Source organism: uncultured Adlercreutzia sp. (assembly GCF_958431955.1).
Taxonomy (GTDB): Bacteria; Actinomycetota; Coriobacteriia; order Coriobacteriales; family Eggerthellaceae; genus Adlercreutzia.
In genome coordinates this window covers 73,695-89,418 of sequence record NZ_CAUASN010000003.1, presented here as the reverse complement: position 1 = coordinate 89,418, position 15,724 = coordinate 73,695, and the positions used below count along the sequence as shown (strand labels likewise).

The 15,724-nt window shown below is 68.0% G+C and carries 13 protein-coding genes; 4 read left to right on the top strand and 9 right to left on the bottom strand.

The annotated features are described in order from the left end of the window. Positions 1-90: 90 nt before the first annotated feature. The 4 genes from ilvC to ilvD are packed head-to-tail and all read right to left on the bottom strand — an operon-like array spanning position 91 to position 5,293. Positions 91-1,083 carry a ketol-acid reductoisomerase gene (ilvC, locus tag Q5064_RS01935; RefSeq protein WP_302961816.1) on the bottom strand — a complete coding sequence of 331 codons (993 nt, stop codon included), beginning with the start codon at positions 1,081-1,083 and terminating at the stop codon, positions 91-93. A gap of 42 nt (positions 1,084-1,125) precedes the next feature. Continuing rightward, entirely contained in the window at positions 1,126-1,608 is a 483-nt protein-coding gene (gene ilvN / locus Q5064_RS01930) for an acetolactate synthase small subunit (protein WP_302961814.1), read from the bottom strand. After that, the gene (gene ilvB, locus Q5064_RS01925) at positions 1,605-3,629 is read right to left on the bottom strand and encodes a biosynthetic-type acetolactate synthase large subunit (protein ID WP_302961812.1); all 2,025 of its coding nucleotides are present in this window, start codon (positions 3,627-3,629) and stop codon (positions 1,605-1,607) included. Before ilvB ends, ilvN begins: the two co-directional genes overlap by 4 nt. Next, the gene (gene ilvD / locus Q5064_RS01920) at positions 3,626-5,293 is read right to left on the bottom strand and encodes a dihydroxy-acid dehydratase (RefSeq protein ID WP_302961810.1); all 1,668 of its coding nucleotides are present in this window, start codon (positions 5,291-5,293) and stop codon (positions 3,626-3,628) included. Before ilvD ends, ilvB begins: the two co-directional genes overlap by 4 nt. Positions 5,294-5,834: 541 nt before the next feature. Between ilvD and Q5064_RS01915 the strand changes: the two genes are divergently transcribed. Beyond that, the gene (locus tag Q5064_RS01915) at positions 5,835-7,028 is read left to right on the top strand and encodes a hypothetical protein (RefSeq protein WP_302961808.1); all 1,194 of its coding nucleotides are present in this window, start codon (positions 5,835-5,837) and stop codon (positions 7,026-7,028) included. A 212-nt stretch (positions 7,029-7,240) separates the two neighbouring features. Further along, positions 7,241-7,795 (top strand): gamma carbonic anhydrase family protein, encoded by a 555-nt coding sequence (locus Q5064_RS01910; protein WP_302961807.1) that lies wholly within the window; start codon positions 7,241-7,243, stop codon positions 7,793-7,795. Between the two features lie 20 nt (positions 7,796-7,815). On the opposite strand, the gene Q5064_RS01905 is transcribed toward Q5064_RS01910, so the two are convergent. From Q5064_RS01905 to trxA, 5 genes are all read right to left on the bottom strand, one after another. Beyond that, positions 7,816-8,646 (bottom strand): purine-nucleoside phosphorylase, encoded by an 831-nt coding sequence (locus Q5064_RS01905; protein ID WP_302961806.1) that lies wholly within the window; start codon positions 8,644-8,646, stop codon positions 7,816-7,818. 322 nt (positions 8,647-8,968) lie between these two features. Then, on the bottom strand, positions 8,969-10,171 hold the full coding sequence (locus Q5064_RS01900) for a HemK/PrmC family methyltransferase (RefSeq protein ID WP_302961804.1): 1,203 nt from the start codon (positions 10,169-10,171) through the stop codon (positions 8,969-8,971). Positions 10,172-10,341: 170 nt separating this feature from the next. Beyond that, positions 10,342-11,415 (bottom strand): peptide chain release factor 1, encoded by a 1,074-nt coding sequence (gene prfA, locus Q5064_RS01895; protein ID WP_302961803.1) that lies wholly within the window; start codon positions 11,413-11,415, stop codon positions 10,342-10,344. Between the two features lie 349 nt (positions 11,416-11,764). After that, positions 11,765-12,718 carry a thioredoxin-disulfide reductase gene (gene trxB, locus Q5064_RS01890; protein ID WP_302961801.1) on the bottom strand — a complete coding sequence of 318 codons (954 nt, stop codon included), beginning with the start codon at positions 12,716-12,718 and terminating at the stop codon, positions 11,765-11,767. Positions 12,719-13,018: 300 nt separating this feature from the next. Next, the gene (gene trxA, locus Q5064_RS01885; RefSeq protein WP_302961800.1) at positions 13,019-13,327 is read right to left on the bottom strand and encodes a thioredoxin; all 309 of its coding nucleotides are present in this window, start codon (positions 13,325-13,327) and stop codon (positions 13,019-13,021) included. Between the two features lie 235 nt (positions 13,328-13,562). Between trxA and Q5064_RS01880 the strand changes: the two genes are divergently transcribed. Further along, the gene (locus Q5064_RS01880; RefSeq protein ID WP_302961798.1) at positions 13,563-14,954 is read left to right on the top strand and encodes a cation:proton antiporter; all 1,392 of its coding nucleotides are present in this window, start codon (positions 13,563-13,565) and stop codon (positions 14,952-14,954) included. 189 nt (positions 14,955-15,143) lie between these two features. Further along, positions 15,144-15,668, top strand: a complete 525-nt coding sequence (locus tag Q5064_RS01875; RefSeq protein ID WP_302961796.1) for a zinc ribbon domain-containing protein — start codon at positions 15,144-15,146, stop codon at positions 15,666-15,668. The last annotated feature ends 56 nt before the right edge of the window (positions 15,669-15,724 follow it).

The window sequence follows — 15,724 nt, the reverse complement described above, 5'->3', positions numbered from 1 at the left end:
GTGACAGGGATTGTTTTACCTGGTCATGAGCATATCTGCCCAGAGGCTCGCCTCAGGAAGCCCACGTAGGGCCGCCCAGGCAAGCAGAATCTACTTATCCCAGGAGAACATGGAGCGAATGCGCTCGCCGGTCTTCTCGATCTCATGGGTGTTGATGGCCTCGCGCTGCTCCAAGAGCCATGCGTGCCCGTTGTTGCAGTCCTCGACGAACTCGCGGGCGAAGGTGCCGTCCTGGATGCGGGCCAAGATGTCGCGCATGGCCTGGCGGCTCTGCTCGTTGATGACCTTGGGGCCGGCGTAGTACTCGCCGTACTCGGCGGTGTTGGACACCGAGTAGTTCATGAAGTGGATGCCGCTCTCGTACATGAGGTCCACGATCATCTTCATCTCGTGGTAGCACTCGAAGTAGGCGAGCTCGGGCGGGTAGCCCGCCTCCACGAGCGTCTCGAAGCCGGCCTTCACCAGCTCCACGAGGCCGCCGCAGAGCACCGCCTGCTCACCGAAGAGATCCTCCTCGGTCTCCTGGGCGAAGGTGCACTTGATGACACCGGCGCGCGCCCCGCCCACGCCCCAGGCGTAGGAGAGCGCCGTGTCCCAGGCGCTGCCCGTGGCGTCCTGGGCCACGCAGATAAGATCGGGCACACCGGAGCCTTGCGTGTACTGGCGGCGCACGATGTGGCCGGGGCCCTTCGGGGCGCACATGATGACGTCCACGTCCTCGGGCGGGGTGATGTAGCCGTAGTGCACGTTGAAGCCGTGGGCGAAGGCGAGCGTGTCACCGGCCTTCAGGTGCGGGGCGATGAACTCCTCGTAGACGGCCGGCTGCAGCTCGTCGGGCACGAGGATCATGATGAGGTCGGCTTCCTCGGCGGCCGTGGCCATGTCGCACACGCGCAGCCCGGCCTCCTCGGCGGCAGCTCGGGACGCCGAGCCCTCGCGCAGGCCGACGCGCACATCGCAGCCGGAGTCCTTCAGGTTCAGCGCATGGGCGTGGCCCTGGGAGCCGTAGCCGATGATGGCGATCTTCTTGCCCTTGATGATGTCGGGGTTGCAGTCCTGCTCGTAATAGATGGTGACAGCCATGGGTTTCCTTTCTCGTCGTTGGCTGATGTTCGGTAACGGGTTCTAATCGCGGCTCGAGCGCGACAGGGCGATCTTGCCGGTGCGGACGATCTCCTTGATGCCGTAGGCGCGGAACAGGTCTTCCAGGCCCGTGAGCTTCGCGTCGTCGCCGGTGGCCTCCACGGTGAGCGTCGTGCGGCCCACATCCACGATCTTCGCGCGGAAGATGTTGGCGATCTCGATGACCTCGCTTCGCCGCTCGGGCGGGGCGCACACCTTGAACAGCGCCAGCTCGCGCTCGATGGCCCCCTCGTCGGTCAGATCGGTGATCTTGTGCACGCTGATGAGCTTGTGCAGCTGCTTGGTGATCTGCTCGAAGGCCACGTCGTCGGCCATGACGATGGCGGTGACGCGCGACATGGTGACATCCTCGGTCGGTCCCACCGACAGCGACTCGATGTTGAAGCCGCGACGGGAGATGAGGCCGGTCACGCGGGAGAGCACGCCGGGGCGGTTCTCCACCAGGACGGACAGCACGTGCTTCATCGCGCGCCTCCCTTCTTCTCCGTATCGGGACGGAAGAGCGTCTTCCAATCCTCGGGGGCCACGTCCACCGTGGAGCCGTCCTGGCCCAGACGCGCGCCCGTGTCCTCGGGGTCCACCTCCCAGCGGCCGCCGAACTGGGCGTCCAGCTTCGCGCAGGGCGAGGATGCCCCGTCGGCCGGCGCGGGCACGTCGGTGCGCACGGCGCCCACGGCCACGTCGATGGCGCCCATGACGTTGTCGAGGGCCGCGCCCGGGGCCACCATGGGGTACACGTTCTGCTCGGGCGAGATGGCCACGTCCAGAAGGTAGGGGCCGGGTGCCGCCAGCATGCGGGCGATGGCCCCGGCCACCTCGCCGGGCGCCTCCACGCGCTCGCCCTCCCAGCCGTAGGCGCCGGCGAGCTTCACGAAGTCGGGCACCGGCTCCAGAAGGGTCTGGGAGTAGCGCCGCTCGTAGAACAGCTTCTGCCACTGGTGCACCATGCCCAGACAGCGGTTGTCGAGGATCATCACCTTGACGGGGACGCCGTTGATGGCGGCGGTGGCCATCTCCTGGGAGTTCATCTGGAACGACCCGTCGCCGGCGATGCAGACCACCGTGGCATCCGGGCGCGCCACCGCGGCCCCGATGGCCGCCGGGAAGCCGAAGCCCATGGTGCCCAGGCCGCCCGAGGAGATGAAGGTGCGCGGCAGCTCGCGGTGCAGAAACTGGTGCGCCCACATCTGGTGCTGGCCCACCTCGGTGGTGACGACGGAGGCGGCCGGATCAAGCTGGCGCCCGAGCTCGGCGATGACCAGCTCGGGGACGATCTCGCCCTCCTCCTCGTTCACCGCCATGTTGGGGTGGTAGAAGGGGTAGCGCTCCCGCCAGGCGGCGATGTCGGCCACCCACTGGCCGTCGCGCGGGGCCGCGCCGTCCTTGGCAAGGCACTCCAGCATGCCGGCGAGCACGCCCTTCAGGTCGCCCACGATGGGCACGTCCGCGTCGCGTATCTTGCCGATCTCGGCCGGATCGATGTCGATGTGCACGATCTTGGCGTTGGGGGCGAACTCCGAGACGCGCCCGGTGACGCGGTCGGAGAAGCGGGCCCCCGCCGCGATGATGAGGTCGGCCTCGGTCATGGCCATGTTCGAGTACTTCGCCCCGTGCATGCCCACCGGCCCCAGGTTCAGCGGGTGGCTCGCCGGCACGCCGCCCTTGCCCATGAGGGTGACCACGGCCGGCACCTGCATGGCGTCCATGAGGGCCACAAGCTCCTCGGTGGCCCCCGAGGAGACGACGCCGCCGCCCACATACAGAAGCGGCTGCTCGGCCTCTTCCAGAAGACGGCAGGCCGTGCGGATCTGCTTGGCGTTGCCGCGGTAGGTGGGCTTGTAAGAGGGCAAGTTCACCTCGTCGGGGTACTCGAAGACCATCTCCTCGCCGGCCAAATCGCTCGGGATGTCGATGAGCACCGGGCCGGGGCGCCCCGTGACGGCGATGTGGAAGGCCTCGCGGATGGTGCGGGTGAGCTCGTCGGTGGATTGCAGAAGGTAGGAGTGCTTCACCACGGGCATGGTGATGCCCACGATGTCGGACTCCTGGAACGAGTCGGTGCCGATGACCCCGCGGCCCACCTGGCCGGTGATGACGACGAGCGGCACCGAGTCCATGTAGGCCGTGGCGATGCCCGTGACGGTGTTGGTGGCGCCCGGCCCCGAGGTGACCATCACCACGCCCGGCCGCCCCGTGGCCCGCGCGTAGCCGTCGGCCATGTGCACGGCCCCCTGCTCGTGGCGGGCGAGCACGTGGGTGATCTGCTCGGAGTCGTACAGGGCGTCGTAGAGCTTGATGGCCTGGCCGCCCGGGTAGCCGAACACGGTCGTGACCCCTTCGGCCTCCAGGCTCGCCACCACCGCCTCGGCGCCGAGCATGGTGGCTCCCTGCTTCGCCGTGCGGCTTCCCAAGCCGCGGCACGCGCCCTCGGATGCCGCGCTGCGGCGCACAGGCCGTGCCTCTTCCCTGTTCTCGGTCTCGGTCATTGGATGATCGCCCCCTTATCGGCGGAAGACACCAGCTTCGCGTACTTGGCCAGCACGCCGTGGTCGTGCTTGGGCGCGGGCGGCTGCCAGCTCGCCCGGCGGCGCGCCAGCTCGTCGTCGTCCACGTTCAAGGTCAATCGGCCGCCCTCGATGTCCACGGTGACCGAATCGCCCTCGCGGATGAGCGCGATGGGGCCGCCCGCGGCCGCCTCGGGGCTCACATGCCCCACGGCCGGGCCCTTGGTGGCGCCCGAGAAGCGCCCGTCAGTGATAAGGGCCACGCTGTCGGAGAGCCCCATGCCGCAGATGGCGGAGGTGGGCGTGAGCATCTCGCGCATACCCGGGCCGCCCTTGGGGCCCTCATAGCGGATGACCACCACGTCGCCGGGCGCGATGGCGCCGCCGTTGATGGCCGCGCACGCCTCCTCCTCCGACTCGAACACGCGAGCCGGGCCGGTGTGGCGCATCATGGAGGCATCCACGGCCGCCTTCTTCACGATGGCCCCATCCGGAGCGATGTTGCCGTGCAGCACCCGCAGGGCGCCCACCGGCGAATAGGGGTTCGCGCCAGTGCGGCACACCTCGCCGTCGGGGACGGGGCAGCACTCGCGCAGGTAGTCGGGCAAGGGCCCCATGCAGGTGAGCGCGCTCTCGTCGAGCAGGCCCAGGCACCCGAGCTCGCCCATAACCGCCGGCACGCCGCCCACGCGGTACAGGTCGATGAGCGGACGCGGCCCGGCAGGCGCGAGCTTCACGAGATGCGGCGTGCGGGCGCTCGCGGCGTCCCACGTGTCCATGGTGATGGGGCAGCCCGCCGCATTCGCGATGGCCGTGAGGTGCAGCACCGTGTTGGTGGAGCCGCCGAAGGCCATGTCGCACTCCATGGCGTTGTGCACGGCCGCCGCGCTCAGGATGTCTTTCAGGCACACGTTTTCGCCCACGAGCTCCATCACCTTCATGCCGGCGCGCTTGGCCAGGCGGATGCGCTCGGAGTACACCGCGGGCACCGTGCCGTTGCCGGGAAGGGCTATGCCTAGGGCCTCGCACAGGCAGTTCATGGAGTTCGCCGTGAACATGCCCGAGCAGCTGCCGCAGGTGGGGCACGCCGTGTCCTCGAAGTAAGCGAGCTCCTCCTCGGTCATGGTGCCGGCAGCCACCTTCCCCGCCCCGTCGAAGAGCGTATTCAGGTCGGTGGCCGTGCCGTCGGGCGCCACGCCCGGCAGCATCGGGCCGCCCGATACGAACACGGTGGGAACGTTCACCCGCAAGGCACCCAGAATCATGCCGGGCACGATCTTGTCGCAGTTGGGGATGCACACCATGCCGTCGAAGGCGTGGCCGGCCACGGCGCATTCCACCGAGTCGGCGATGACCTCGCGGCTGACGAGCGAGTAGTGCATGCCGTCGTGGTTCATGGCGATGCCGTCGCACACGCCGATGGTGGAGATCTCGAAGGGCACGCCGCCGGCCATGTAGATGCCGGCCTTCACAGCCTCGCAGATCTTATCGAGGTGGGTGTGCCCGGGGATGATGTCGTTGCGCGCGTTGACAACGGCGATGAAGGGGCGCTCCATCTCCTCGTCGGTGATGCCGTCGGCCTTCAGCAGGCTCCGGTGCGGCGCGCGGGCCGCTCCGCGCTTGATCTGGTCGCTGCGCAGTGCCATAGGCTCTCCTTTCTTCCCGTGCCGGGTCGTGTTCCGGCAAACAAAAAACCCGCTGCTTTCGCACCGGGTCCGGAATAAGCCAGCCTGCACCAGGACGAGCCTGGCCGCAGAAGAGCCTCGACATATGACGGTGTCGCCGATCCGGTGCTACTTGCGCACCCGCACCCGGCGGTAAGCCGGCAGTACGGGCGTCGTTCTCACCAAACTGCTCGGAGGGCTTGTTCGGAACGGCCGACGCCTGCTCGCAGATTCCGCAGGCTTGCTGTCAGACGGCTTGGCCCCTACTGGTCCTCGTCAACGCATTTGCGCTATGAACTTGGCTGCGCAGTATACCCCTTCCCCCGCCCAACGCAAGGCGAAATGCTCAACTTTTTTCCCAACGGAACGGAAACAGCGCCCCGCAGCACGCAACGGCAGGGTATCGGGGCGGCGACAAGTCACTCTCCGCCCGGTGACGGTTGACAGCTTGTCACGGGCGCTACGCGGGCAGTTCGTATCCTTTTAAGTGACTGTATCCGCGCCGTGAGAGAGGATAGGGACCATGGCCGCGACGACTACCGTGAGAGTGCACCGCCGGAAGAGCCCCGCCGCGGCGCAGCGCAGCGAGACCTTAGCCGAGGCCCGCGAGAGGGCGACAGGCTGGATGGCGGGCGCGGCGGCCCGACTCAAGGAGGCCCTGCCCGTCCGCGAGGGCCGCGGCACCAAGGCCGACTCCCCGCACGCCACTCCGACGACAGGCGGCGCGGAGGCGGAGAAGGCGCCGTCCGCGAGCGCGTCGCCGGCACCCTTCGCCGCCGTCCGCAAAGCCGCCGCCGCGGCCCGGGACGCCCTGGGGCCCACCCCGGCGACCGCGCCTGCGCGCCGGGACCGCGGCCGGGTGCTCCCCGCCACGAGCGAGCCCCTCTCCCCCGACGGCGGCGCAGTGCAGGCCGATGCCGTCATCGCCACCCGGGCCCGCCGGGGCGCCTATCCTCTGGACGCGCCCTCGTGGCGCGCCTTCCGCGGCTATGTTACCGACCGCTCCGACTGGGACGAACTGCGCGCCGTGGGGCTGCCCGCCATGATGCGCGCCCACCGCGGGCTCGCGCTCGCCGTCGCGGCGGCGGGGGCGGCCCTCCTGCTCACGCTGGCGGCCCTCGCGGCCTATTTCTGCTTGGCGCCCGCCACCGCCTCGGCCAACTCCCCCTACGAGACCGCCGAGACGGCCGCGCCGACGAGCACTCCAGCAAGTCAGTGGAAGGCCGGCGAGATACCCTCCCTGTACCAAGCCGATGCCGCCTGGGCTGACATCCCCTACGGCCAGGCGACCCTGGGAGAAGCGGGTGCGGCGCCCACAGGCTTCGCCATGGCCTACGTGGCCGTCACGGGAGATACCGCCAAGACCCCGGCGGACTTCGCCCAGTGGGCCACCGACCACGACCTGACGGCCGCCGGTGCCGACACGGTGCAGACCTTCCTCGCCGAGGCGGCCTCCGAGTTCGGCCTCTCGCTGAAGCTGATCGAGGTGGACGACCACGCCCTGCGCCGGGCCATCGTCTCGAACATCCCCGTCATCGTCGTGACGGAGCCCGACACCTTCGCCCCCGTGGCCAGCGTCGTCGTCCTCGACGACATCGACGGCAACAGCCGCATCGTGCTCCACGATCCGACCAGCGCGGCGCGCACGGCGAAGAGCTGGAGTTTCGACGACATCACCGGCGCCGCCCTGGCCGCCTACGAGGTGTCCGCCGCCTAGCAGCTTTCGGGCGCGGCATCCCCGCGGCAGCGGATCCCGCGCCTGCAGGCTACGAGATCGGCCCCTTCGACACGGTGCGCGAGCACGAACGCAACGGTTCGGGCAGTTTGGGTGTTTCCTCCGATCGCCGGGAGCGCTAAGGTAGGGAAAGCAAGCGAACATCGCATCGCGCCGGCCGCCGGCGCGCCCATTCCCCCGCCGAAGGAGACGCCATGACCTACCGCAACGTGAAACTGCATCCCGCCTGCCGCATCGCGCCGAACGCCACCCTCGTGGGCAACGTGGAAGTGGCCGAGAACGCCACCATCCTGTTCAACGCCACCCTGCGCGGCGACTACGGCAGCCGCATTCGCATCGGCGAGGGCTCCAACGTGCAGGAAAACAGCTGCCTGCACCTCGATTACGATCAGGATTGCATCGTGGGCCGCGGCGTGACCATCGGGCACGGGGCGGTGGTGCACGGCTGCACCCTCGGCGACAACGTGCTCGTGGGCATGGGCGCCGTGGTGATGAACGGCGCCGTGATCGGCGACAACTCGCTCGTGGCCGCCGGGGCGCTCGTCACCGAGGGCATGGTTGTGGCGGAGGGCTCGCTCGTGGTGGGCGTGCCCGCGAAGGTGCGCCGCGCGCTCACGCCCGAGGAGATCGAGGGCAACCGCGAGGCTGCCGCAGGCTACGCCGCCATCGGGGCCGAGCTCGTGGAGGAGGGCATCCTGTACGCCGGCGCCGACGTGCCCCGCGACATCCGCACCATCGCCCTGGCCTAAAAGCTCCCCCGAGCCGAGTCCTACAGGGCTTCCAAAATCCCCTCGATGAGGCGGCAGAAGTCCTCCTGGCGGGCCACGCCCACCTCGTGCACTTCCTCATCCGAGGGGCTTGCGCCCTCAACCCCGCAGGCCATGTTGCTGACCAGCGAGATGCCGAGCACGCGCATCCCCACGTGCCGCGCGGCGATGACCTCCTCGCACACCGACATGGCCACGGTGTCGGCGCCCCAGGCACGGAACATCCGGATCTCGGCCGGCGTCTCGAAGGAGGGACCCAACAGCCCCAGGTACACGCCCTCTTGCACGGGAATGGAGCGCTCATCGGCCACGCGATGGGCCAGCGCGCGCAGCGCTGGGTCGTAGGCATCCATCATGGAGAAGAAGCGCATCGCCATGGCGTCGGGCTCGGTGCCTGTAACGGGGTTGCGCCCCGTGAAGTTCAGCTGATCGGCCATGATGCAGAACTCGCCCACCCGGTACGACTCGTTGATGGCTCCGGCGGCGTTGGTGGTGATGAGCATGCCCACGCCGAGCCGCTCCATAAGCCACACGGGAAAGGCCACTTCCTGGGCCGTATAGCCCTCATAGCCGTGCAGGCGCCCCTGCATAGCGAGCACCCGCTTGCCGCCGAGCATGCCCGCCACGAAACGCCCCACATGGCCCGAGGCCGTGGACGTGCCCATGCCGGGCACCCCGCCGAAGGGGATGAAGACGGGATCGGCGATGCGCTCGGCCAGAGGGCCCAGGCCCGATCCCAAGATGAGGCCGACCTCGGGCTTGAAGCCCCCGAGCCGCTCCTCCATCACCGCCTGCGCCTCGTTGAGCACGTCCCGCAAATTCTCGATCGCCATTCGCGTTCCTCTCTGTCCCATTGCCGCCGTAGCCCCATTGTCGCCGAGCGTCTCTCGATAACGGAAAGTCGCCGTAAGGAGGGTACCAGCGCCGAATTCGGCCATCCGATAACGGAAAGTCGCCACAAGAAGGCCACTTGAGCAGAATTCGGCCCCCTAATGACGGAAAGTCGCCCCGAAAACGGCGCAACGTGCGTCTTTCGAGCCTATTTTCCCCGTTTTTCCCGGAAAACAGGCACCGAGCACCGAATGCGGCCGCGCAAACGGCGACTTTTCGCAATCAAGGGGCTCTTTTTCGCACACGCCCTCGGACGAGGGGCAATCAGAACCGTCTGCGCGCCACCAGCACGCGGGGACGACCGGCCAGGTCGTCCACGATGCGCACATCGGCGAAGCCCGCAGCCTCCGCCACGGCGCGGGCGGCCTCCAGGTGCCCCTCGTGCAGCTCGCAGGCGAGCACGCCTCCGGCCCTTAGAGCGCGTGCGGCCCATGCCACGAGGGGGCGGAACACATCCAGCCCGTCGGCCCCGCCGTCCAGCGCGAGCGCCGGCTCGAAATCGGCCACCTCGCGGGGAATGTCGGCCAGTACAGAGGTGGGCACATAGGGCGGGTTGGAAACCACGGCGTCGAAGGTGCCCATGCGCTTTTCGCCAATCCCGGTGCCAAGCGAGCATTCCAGCACGGCCACGCGATCGGAAAGTCCCAGGGCGTCGGCGTTCTCGCGGGCGAGTGCCACGGCCTTAGGCTCGATATCAGTGGCGATCACGCGCACATCGGGATGCTCGTAGGCCAGCGAGCAGGCGATGCAGCCGGATCCGGTGCACAGGTCGGCCACCAGCAGAGGGCGCACGGGCGCGTCCTCTGCGGCGCTGCCAGCCGATGCGGGATGATCGGCCGTGCACCCTGCGACTTCCCCGGCCGCTGCGGGACGGCTGAAACCGTCCCCTCCAGGATCACCTCCCCCAGTCTCGGAACCGTCCCCTATGGGGCGGCCGGGTGCGGCGCCTTCCGCAGGGGCGGACTTTAGCCCACCCGGATGGTCCGAGGCCGAGTTTTCCAAGCTGAAGGGCCGCTGGTTCTCGGCAAGGGCCTCTCCCGCCTCTTCCAGAGCCTTCTTCACAGCGGCAACGGCCTCGCGCTCCTGCTCGGCGGCCTCAGCGTTCCACTGGGCCTCGCGCCGACCGGGCGCGGGCAGCGTCGCCAGCACCTCGCTCACGAGCACTTCGGTCTCAGGCCGCGGAATGAGCACCCCGGGCCGCACCTTCACCGCAATATGGCGAAAGGCCACCTCACCGGTGATGTACTGCAAGGGCTCCCCCGCCCCGCGCCGCCGCACGAACTCGCGCAGCGTCCCTCGCTCGTCCTCGGAGAGCGGCCTATCATAGTTGACGAACAGATGCATGCGCGAGAGCCCCGTCGCCTCGGACAAGAGCCACTGCGCCGACAACCGCGGGTTCTCATCCCCCTTCTCGGTCAGATACCCCTCAGTCCACTCCAGAGCAGATTTTATCGTCCAGTCAGCCATGCAAACATGCGCCTTTCAACCAAAAGAAGAGCCAGGCCCGGCCAGTCGGCGAGAGTCCGCGCGGAGTTCCGCAGCGAACGGGAATGTCCAGTGGACATTCCCGCCGAGCGAGGACTGTCTGAGCACGGCGCCCTTGCCGACTGGCCGGGCCGTCGGAGCCGTAAAAGCCGCTAAACGGCCGCCTCCAGCTTCTGCGCGCGGTCGGCGGCCTGCAAGGCCGTGATCACATCGCCCAGGTTGTCGCCGAGAAGCACGCCGTTGTAGGTGGAGTTGAAGCCGATGCGGTGGTCGGTCACGCGGTCCTGGGGGCCGTTGTAGGTGCGGATCTTCTCGGAGCGATCGCCCGAGCCGATCTGGGCCAGGCGCTCGGCGCCCTCGGCGGCCTGCTGCTCGGCGAGCATCTTCTCGTAGAGGCGGGCGCGCAGCACGGCCATGGCCGCGATCTTGTTCTGCAGCTGGGACTTCTGGTCCTGGGACTGCACCACCAAGCCGGAAGGCAGGTGCGTGATGCGCACGGCCGAGTCGGTGGTGTTCACGCACTGGCCGCCCGGGCCGCCGGCGCGGTACACGTCGATGCGCAGGTCGTTCTCGTTGATCTCCACCTCCACCTCGTCGGCCTCGGGCAGCACCGCCACCGTGGCCGTGGAGGTGTGGATGCGCCCCTGGCTCTCGGTCTTGGGAACGCGCTGCACGCGGTGCACGCCGCTCTCGAACTTCATGACCGAGTACACATGGTCGCCCTTCACCTTGAACTGCACTTCCTTGAAGCCGCCGGCCTCGGAGGGCGAGGCGTCCATGGTCTCGGTCTTCCAGCCCTGGGATGCGGCGAAGCGCTCGTACATCTTGTACAGGTCGCCGGCAAAGATGGCGGCCTCGTCGCCGCCGGCCGCGGCGCGGATCTCCACGATGATGTCCTTCTCGTCGGCCGGGTCGGCCGGGATGAGCATGAACTTGATGTCCTCCTCCAGCTGGGGAAGGCGCGCCTCGATGCCGGCGATCTCCTCCTGGGCGAACTCCTTCATGTCGGCGTCTGAGAGCATCTCCTTGGCCGCCTCCAGGTCATCCATGGCGGCCACGTACTCGGCGGCCTTCTTGGCCAGCGGGCCCTGGGAGGCATATTCCTTGGCCAGGCGGTTGTACTCCTTCTGGTCAGCCAGCACGGCCGGGTCGCCCATCTTGGCCTGCAGCTCGTCGTAAGCCTCGATGATCTTGACGAGCTTCTCCTTCATATCAGTTTCCTGCATGGGTGCGTCCTTTGCGTGAAACGGGTAGGTTCAACGGCGCCCGCAGGCGCAACGCTACATTCTAGCAGAAGGCATCCCGCGCGCCGCGCCCTTCGGCAAAAGAACAGGGTGCGGGCGCCCGCGGGCGCCTTCCCTGGAGCCGCGCGATCCTTCGCTGTTGGCAAGTTTTCCTCGATTTCCAACACGGCCGCCGCATTGCGAGGCCTTGCAGGGCATCGGAACGTTGGAAAACAGCCGAAACATGCCGCAGACAGGTGACCGCAAGCCCCAAGCGCCGCGCGCCTGTTGGAAATCAGGCAAAACTTGCCCATTATGGGGAAATTCCCCGCAGCGCGGCAGACGTCGCCCCCTACGCGTTCAGGAAGTCGGCGGCGCTCTCGGCGGCGTTGGCGCCGTCGGCCACGGCGGTCACCACCTGGCGCAGCTCCTTGCTTCGCACGTCCCCCGCCGCGAACACGTCGGCGGTGGCGGTGCGGCCCGAGCCGTCGGCGATGATGTAGCCGCCCGCGTCCAACGCGAGCGCCCCGCCCAGAAACTCGGTGTTGGGCCGCATGCCCACGGCGATGAACACGGCCGACACGTCCAGGTCGCGCACCTCATCGGTCTTCACGTTGCGGATGCGCAGGCCGCTCACGCGGGGCCGCTCCTCGCCTTCGGTGAGGAACTCCTCGGCCACGCTGTCCCAGCACATCTCCACGTTATCGAGCTCGGCCAGGCGCTGGTGGTAGATGGCCGTGGCCCGCAGCTTGTCGCGGCGGTGCACCAGATACACCTTGCGGCAGATGCGCGCCAGGTAGATGACATCGGCCGCCGCCGTGTTGCCGCCGCCGATGACCGCCACGTCCTTATCGCGGAAGAAGTTGCCGTCGCACGTGGCGCAGTAGGACACGCCCCGCCCGCGCAGCTCCTCTTCCCGGGGCAGCCCCAGCTGGGCCGCCTTCGCGCCCGTGGCCACAATGACCGTGCGGGCGAAATAGGTGCCGAAGGGCGTGGTCAGCTTGTTCGGCTCGGCGGAGAAGTCGACCGCTGTCACCTCCTCGGAGATAGTGCCCGCACCGAAGGAGGACGCCTGGTCGTACATGTCCATGGAAAGCTCGAAGCCGCTCGTGGAGCGCGTGTAGCCCGGGTAGTTCTCCAAGTGCTCGGTCTGGGCGCACTGGCCGCCGGGCGAGAGCATCTCGAACATGGCGCAGGAAAGCCCCGCCCGCGAGGCGTACAGCGCCGCCGTGAGCCCCGCCGGCCCGGCGCCGATGATAGCCACATCCAGCACTTCATGCCCTGCGGTCTCAGTCTGTCCTGCCATAAATACTCCCCTTTCGGAAAAGGGCGACCGGAAGGTCGCCCCTGTTCTCATCTTTATGCTTCTGCCTCTTCCACGCTCCCTCGGGACGTAGCGCCCGAAGCTCGGGAGGGCTCGCGTTCGCAGACGTCTGAACGCCCCGCGGAGAACGCGGCCGTTAAGAAGCAGATTCCACTTCAGCGGCAGCGATGCGGGGATCGTACCGACCCGCGCGCGTCGTCCTCTCTGCTTCTGCAGCCGCGTTCGCAGCGGGACCAGCGCGAAGTCGGCTGCGAACGCGAGTCCTCCCGAGTTGGGAGAACCCTACAGCATGGCCAGGATGTTCTGCTTGGGCTGGGCGCCGAGGCGCTCGTTTTTCACCTGGCCGTTCTCGAACACGATGAGGGTGGGCACGCTGGAGACCTGGTACTTGAAGGCCAGATCAGGGCTCTGGTCGATGTCCACCTTGTAGACGGACACCTCGCCGGCCTTCTCGGCGGCGATCTCGTCGATCACGGGCGCCACCATGCGGCACGGGCCGCACCAGGTGGCGAAGAAGTCCACGAGAACCGGGCCCTGCGCTTTGAGCACCTTGGCCTCGAACTCGTCGGCGGACTTGATTACCTCTGCCATAAGAACCTCCTAGAAGGTACGCGGGGCGCGCCGCGGCGCAGGCCCCTTCCTGAAACTCCCGCAAATTGTAGCGCGGCCTCTCGGAGACGGCGCACGCGAATCCGATTGTTGATCGTTTGACACAAAATTGTGCCGTCGCCGACAGCGCCCGTTCGCCCGCAAGGACGCGGGAGGGGGTATCATGCAGGGTGTTCACGTATGCATCCGGCCGCCGGGCGCGCTCTAGGAGAAGATCATGGTAACCGACCTCGTATCCCTCGCGATCATCGCACTCATCGCGTTTGTCTGCCCCATTATCTGCAAGCTCATCCCCAACAAGGCGGTCCCCGAGACCGTGCTTCTGCTGGCCGCCGGCGCCCTTACCGGCCCGCACCTGCTGAACATCGTGCACGTGACCGATGCCACCGCGCTCCTGTCCGATCTGGGCCTGGCCTTCCTGTTCCTTCTGGCCGGCTACGAGATCAGCCCGAAGAACCTCACAGGCTCTGAGGGCAAGCGCGGGGCGGCCACGTGGTTCATCACCTTCGCCATCGCCTTTCTCGTGGTGGTGGCGTGGCCGTCGTTCTCGGTGTTCTCGGTGGACGGCATGGCCGTGGCCATCGCGCTGACCACCACCGCGCTCGGCACGCTTCTGCCCATCCTGCAGGAGCGCGGCCTCATGGACACGCGCATCGGCACCGAGATCTTGGCCTACGGCACCTGGGGCGAGCTTCTGCCCGTGCTGGCCATGACGCTTCTGCTCTCCACGCGGGCGAAGTGGGAGACCATGCTCATCCTTCTGGCCTTCATCGCCATCGCGCTCGCGGCAGCGGTGCTGCCCAAGCACGCGCGCCGCGTGGGCAGCTGGCTGTTCCGCTTCGTCATAGAGAACGCCAACACCAACGCGCAGATGCTCGTGCGCACGGTGAACCTGCTGCTCGTCGGGCTCACGGCCATCTCGGCCCTGTTCGATCTCGATATCGTGCTGGGCGCCTTCGCCGCCGGCTTCATCATGCGCTATCTCATCCCCGAGGGCAACCCCACCCTGGAGATGAAGCACTCGGCCATGGCCTACGGCTTCTTCATCCCGCTGTTCTTCGTCATATCGGGCGCGAAGATCGACATGCGAGCCGTCACGGCCAACCCGGGGCTTCTGCTCATGTTCATCGCGCTTTTGCTGTTCGTGCGCGCGCTGCCCATCTTCGTGTCGCTGTCCCTCGGGCGCGACTCGCGCGACATGACGGTGCCCGAGCGCCTCACCGTGGCCTTCTACTGCACCACGGCCCTGCCCATCATCGTGGCGGTAACCACCGTGGCCGTGGCAGCCGGGGCCATGGACCAGTCCACGGCCAGCGTCCTCGTGGCCGCCGGCGGCATCACCGTGTTCATCATGCCGCTTCTGGCCTCCGTCACCGCCCGCTCGGTGAACGCCGACCTGGGCCGGGCCTTCCGCGAGATCCGCGAGCGCCCCCGGGCCGCCGCGCATATCCTGGCCGAGCACCACCGCCAGGAGCGGGACCTGCACCGCCAGCTGAAGGCGCGCCGCAAGGCCGAGGGCACCGGTCAACTCGCCTCCTTCGACCTGACCCAGCGCTGCCCCGGCGGCGTCTGCCCTGTCGCGCCCGAGGCCGACGACGACGGGCGATAGGGCACGCCTCGCCTCCGACGACGCGCCGATAGCGGGATATGCGGTGCATTCGTGCAGCCATCGGGCGCGCGTCTGCTTTTTTGCTATACTATGTGCCCGTGTCATCGAACGCGATGATCCGAGTCATGGTATCGGGCACGCCTGCGCCGCGAGGCAGCGCGCCCCCGCAAATGCGAAGAAGAGGTTTTCATGAGCGAGCTTTTGTCCCAGCTTTGGACCCCGGAGCTGCAAGCTGCGTTTACCGTCGTGCTGGTGCTCCTGGTCATCCTGTACGTGCTCTCCATCGTCTGGGTGGTGCGCGACGCCTACCTGCGCGGCACCATGTGGTACATCTGGGCCGTCGTGGCCCTCGTTCCGGTCCTCGGTGTCATCGCCTACTGTCTTCTGCGCCCCCCGCTGCTGCAGCTCGACCGCGACGAGCAGGAGCTGGAGATCGCGCTGAAGCAGCGCCAGCTCATGAAGTACGGCGAGTGCGCCGCGTGCGGGTACCCCGTGGAGGCCGACTTCGTGCTGTGCCCGAACTGCCACACCCAGCTGAAGAACCTCTGCATGCGCTGCAACCACGCGCTCGAGCCCTCCTGGACGGTGTGCCCCTACTGCGCCACCCCCGTGGGCTCCTCCTCCCCCGCCCCCTCCTCGAACGGCCGGTCCCGCCGCTCGGGCGGCAACCGCTCCTCGCGGTCAGGCTCAGGCTCCGCTTCCCAGAAGAAGTAGCCGCCCCGCCGCGCGACACCGCGTCATCGGGATCGGGAGACAGCTTGTTTTGTTTC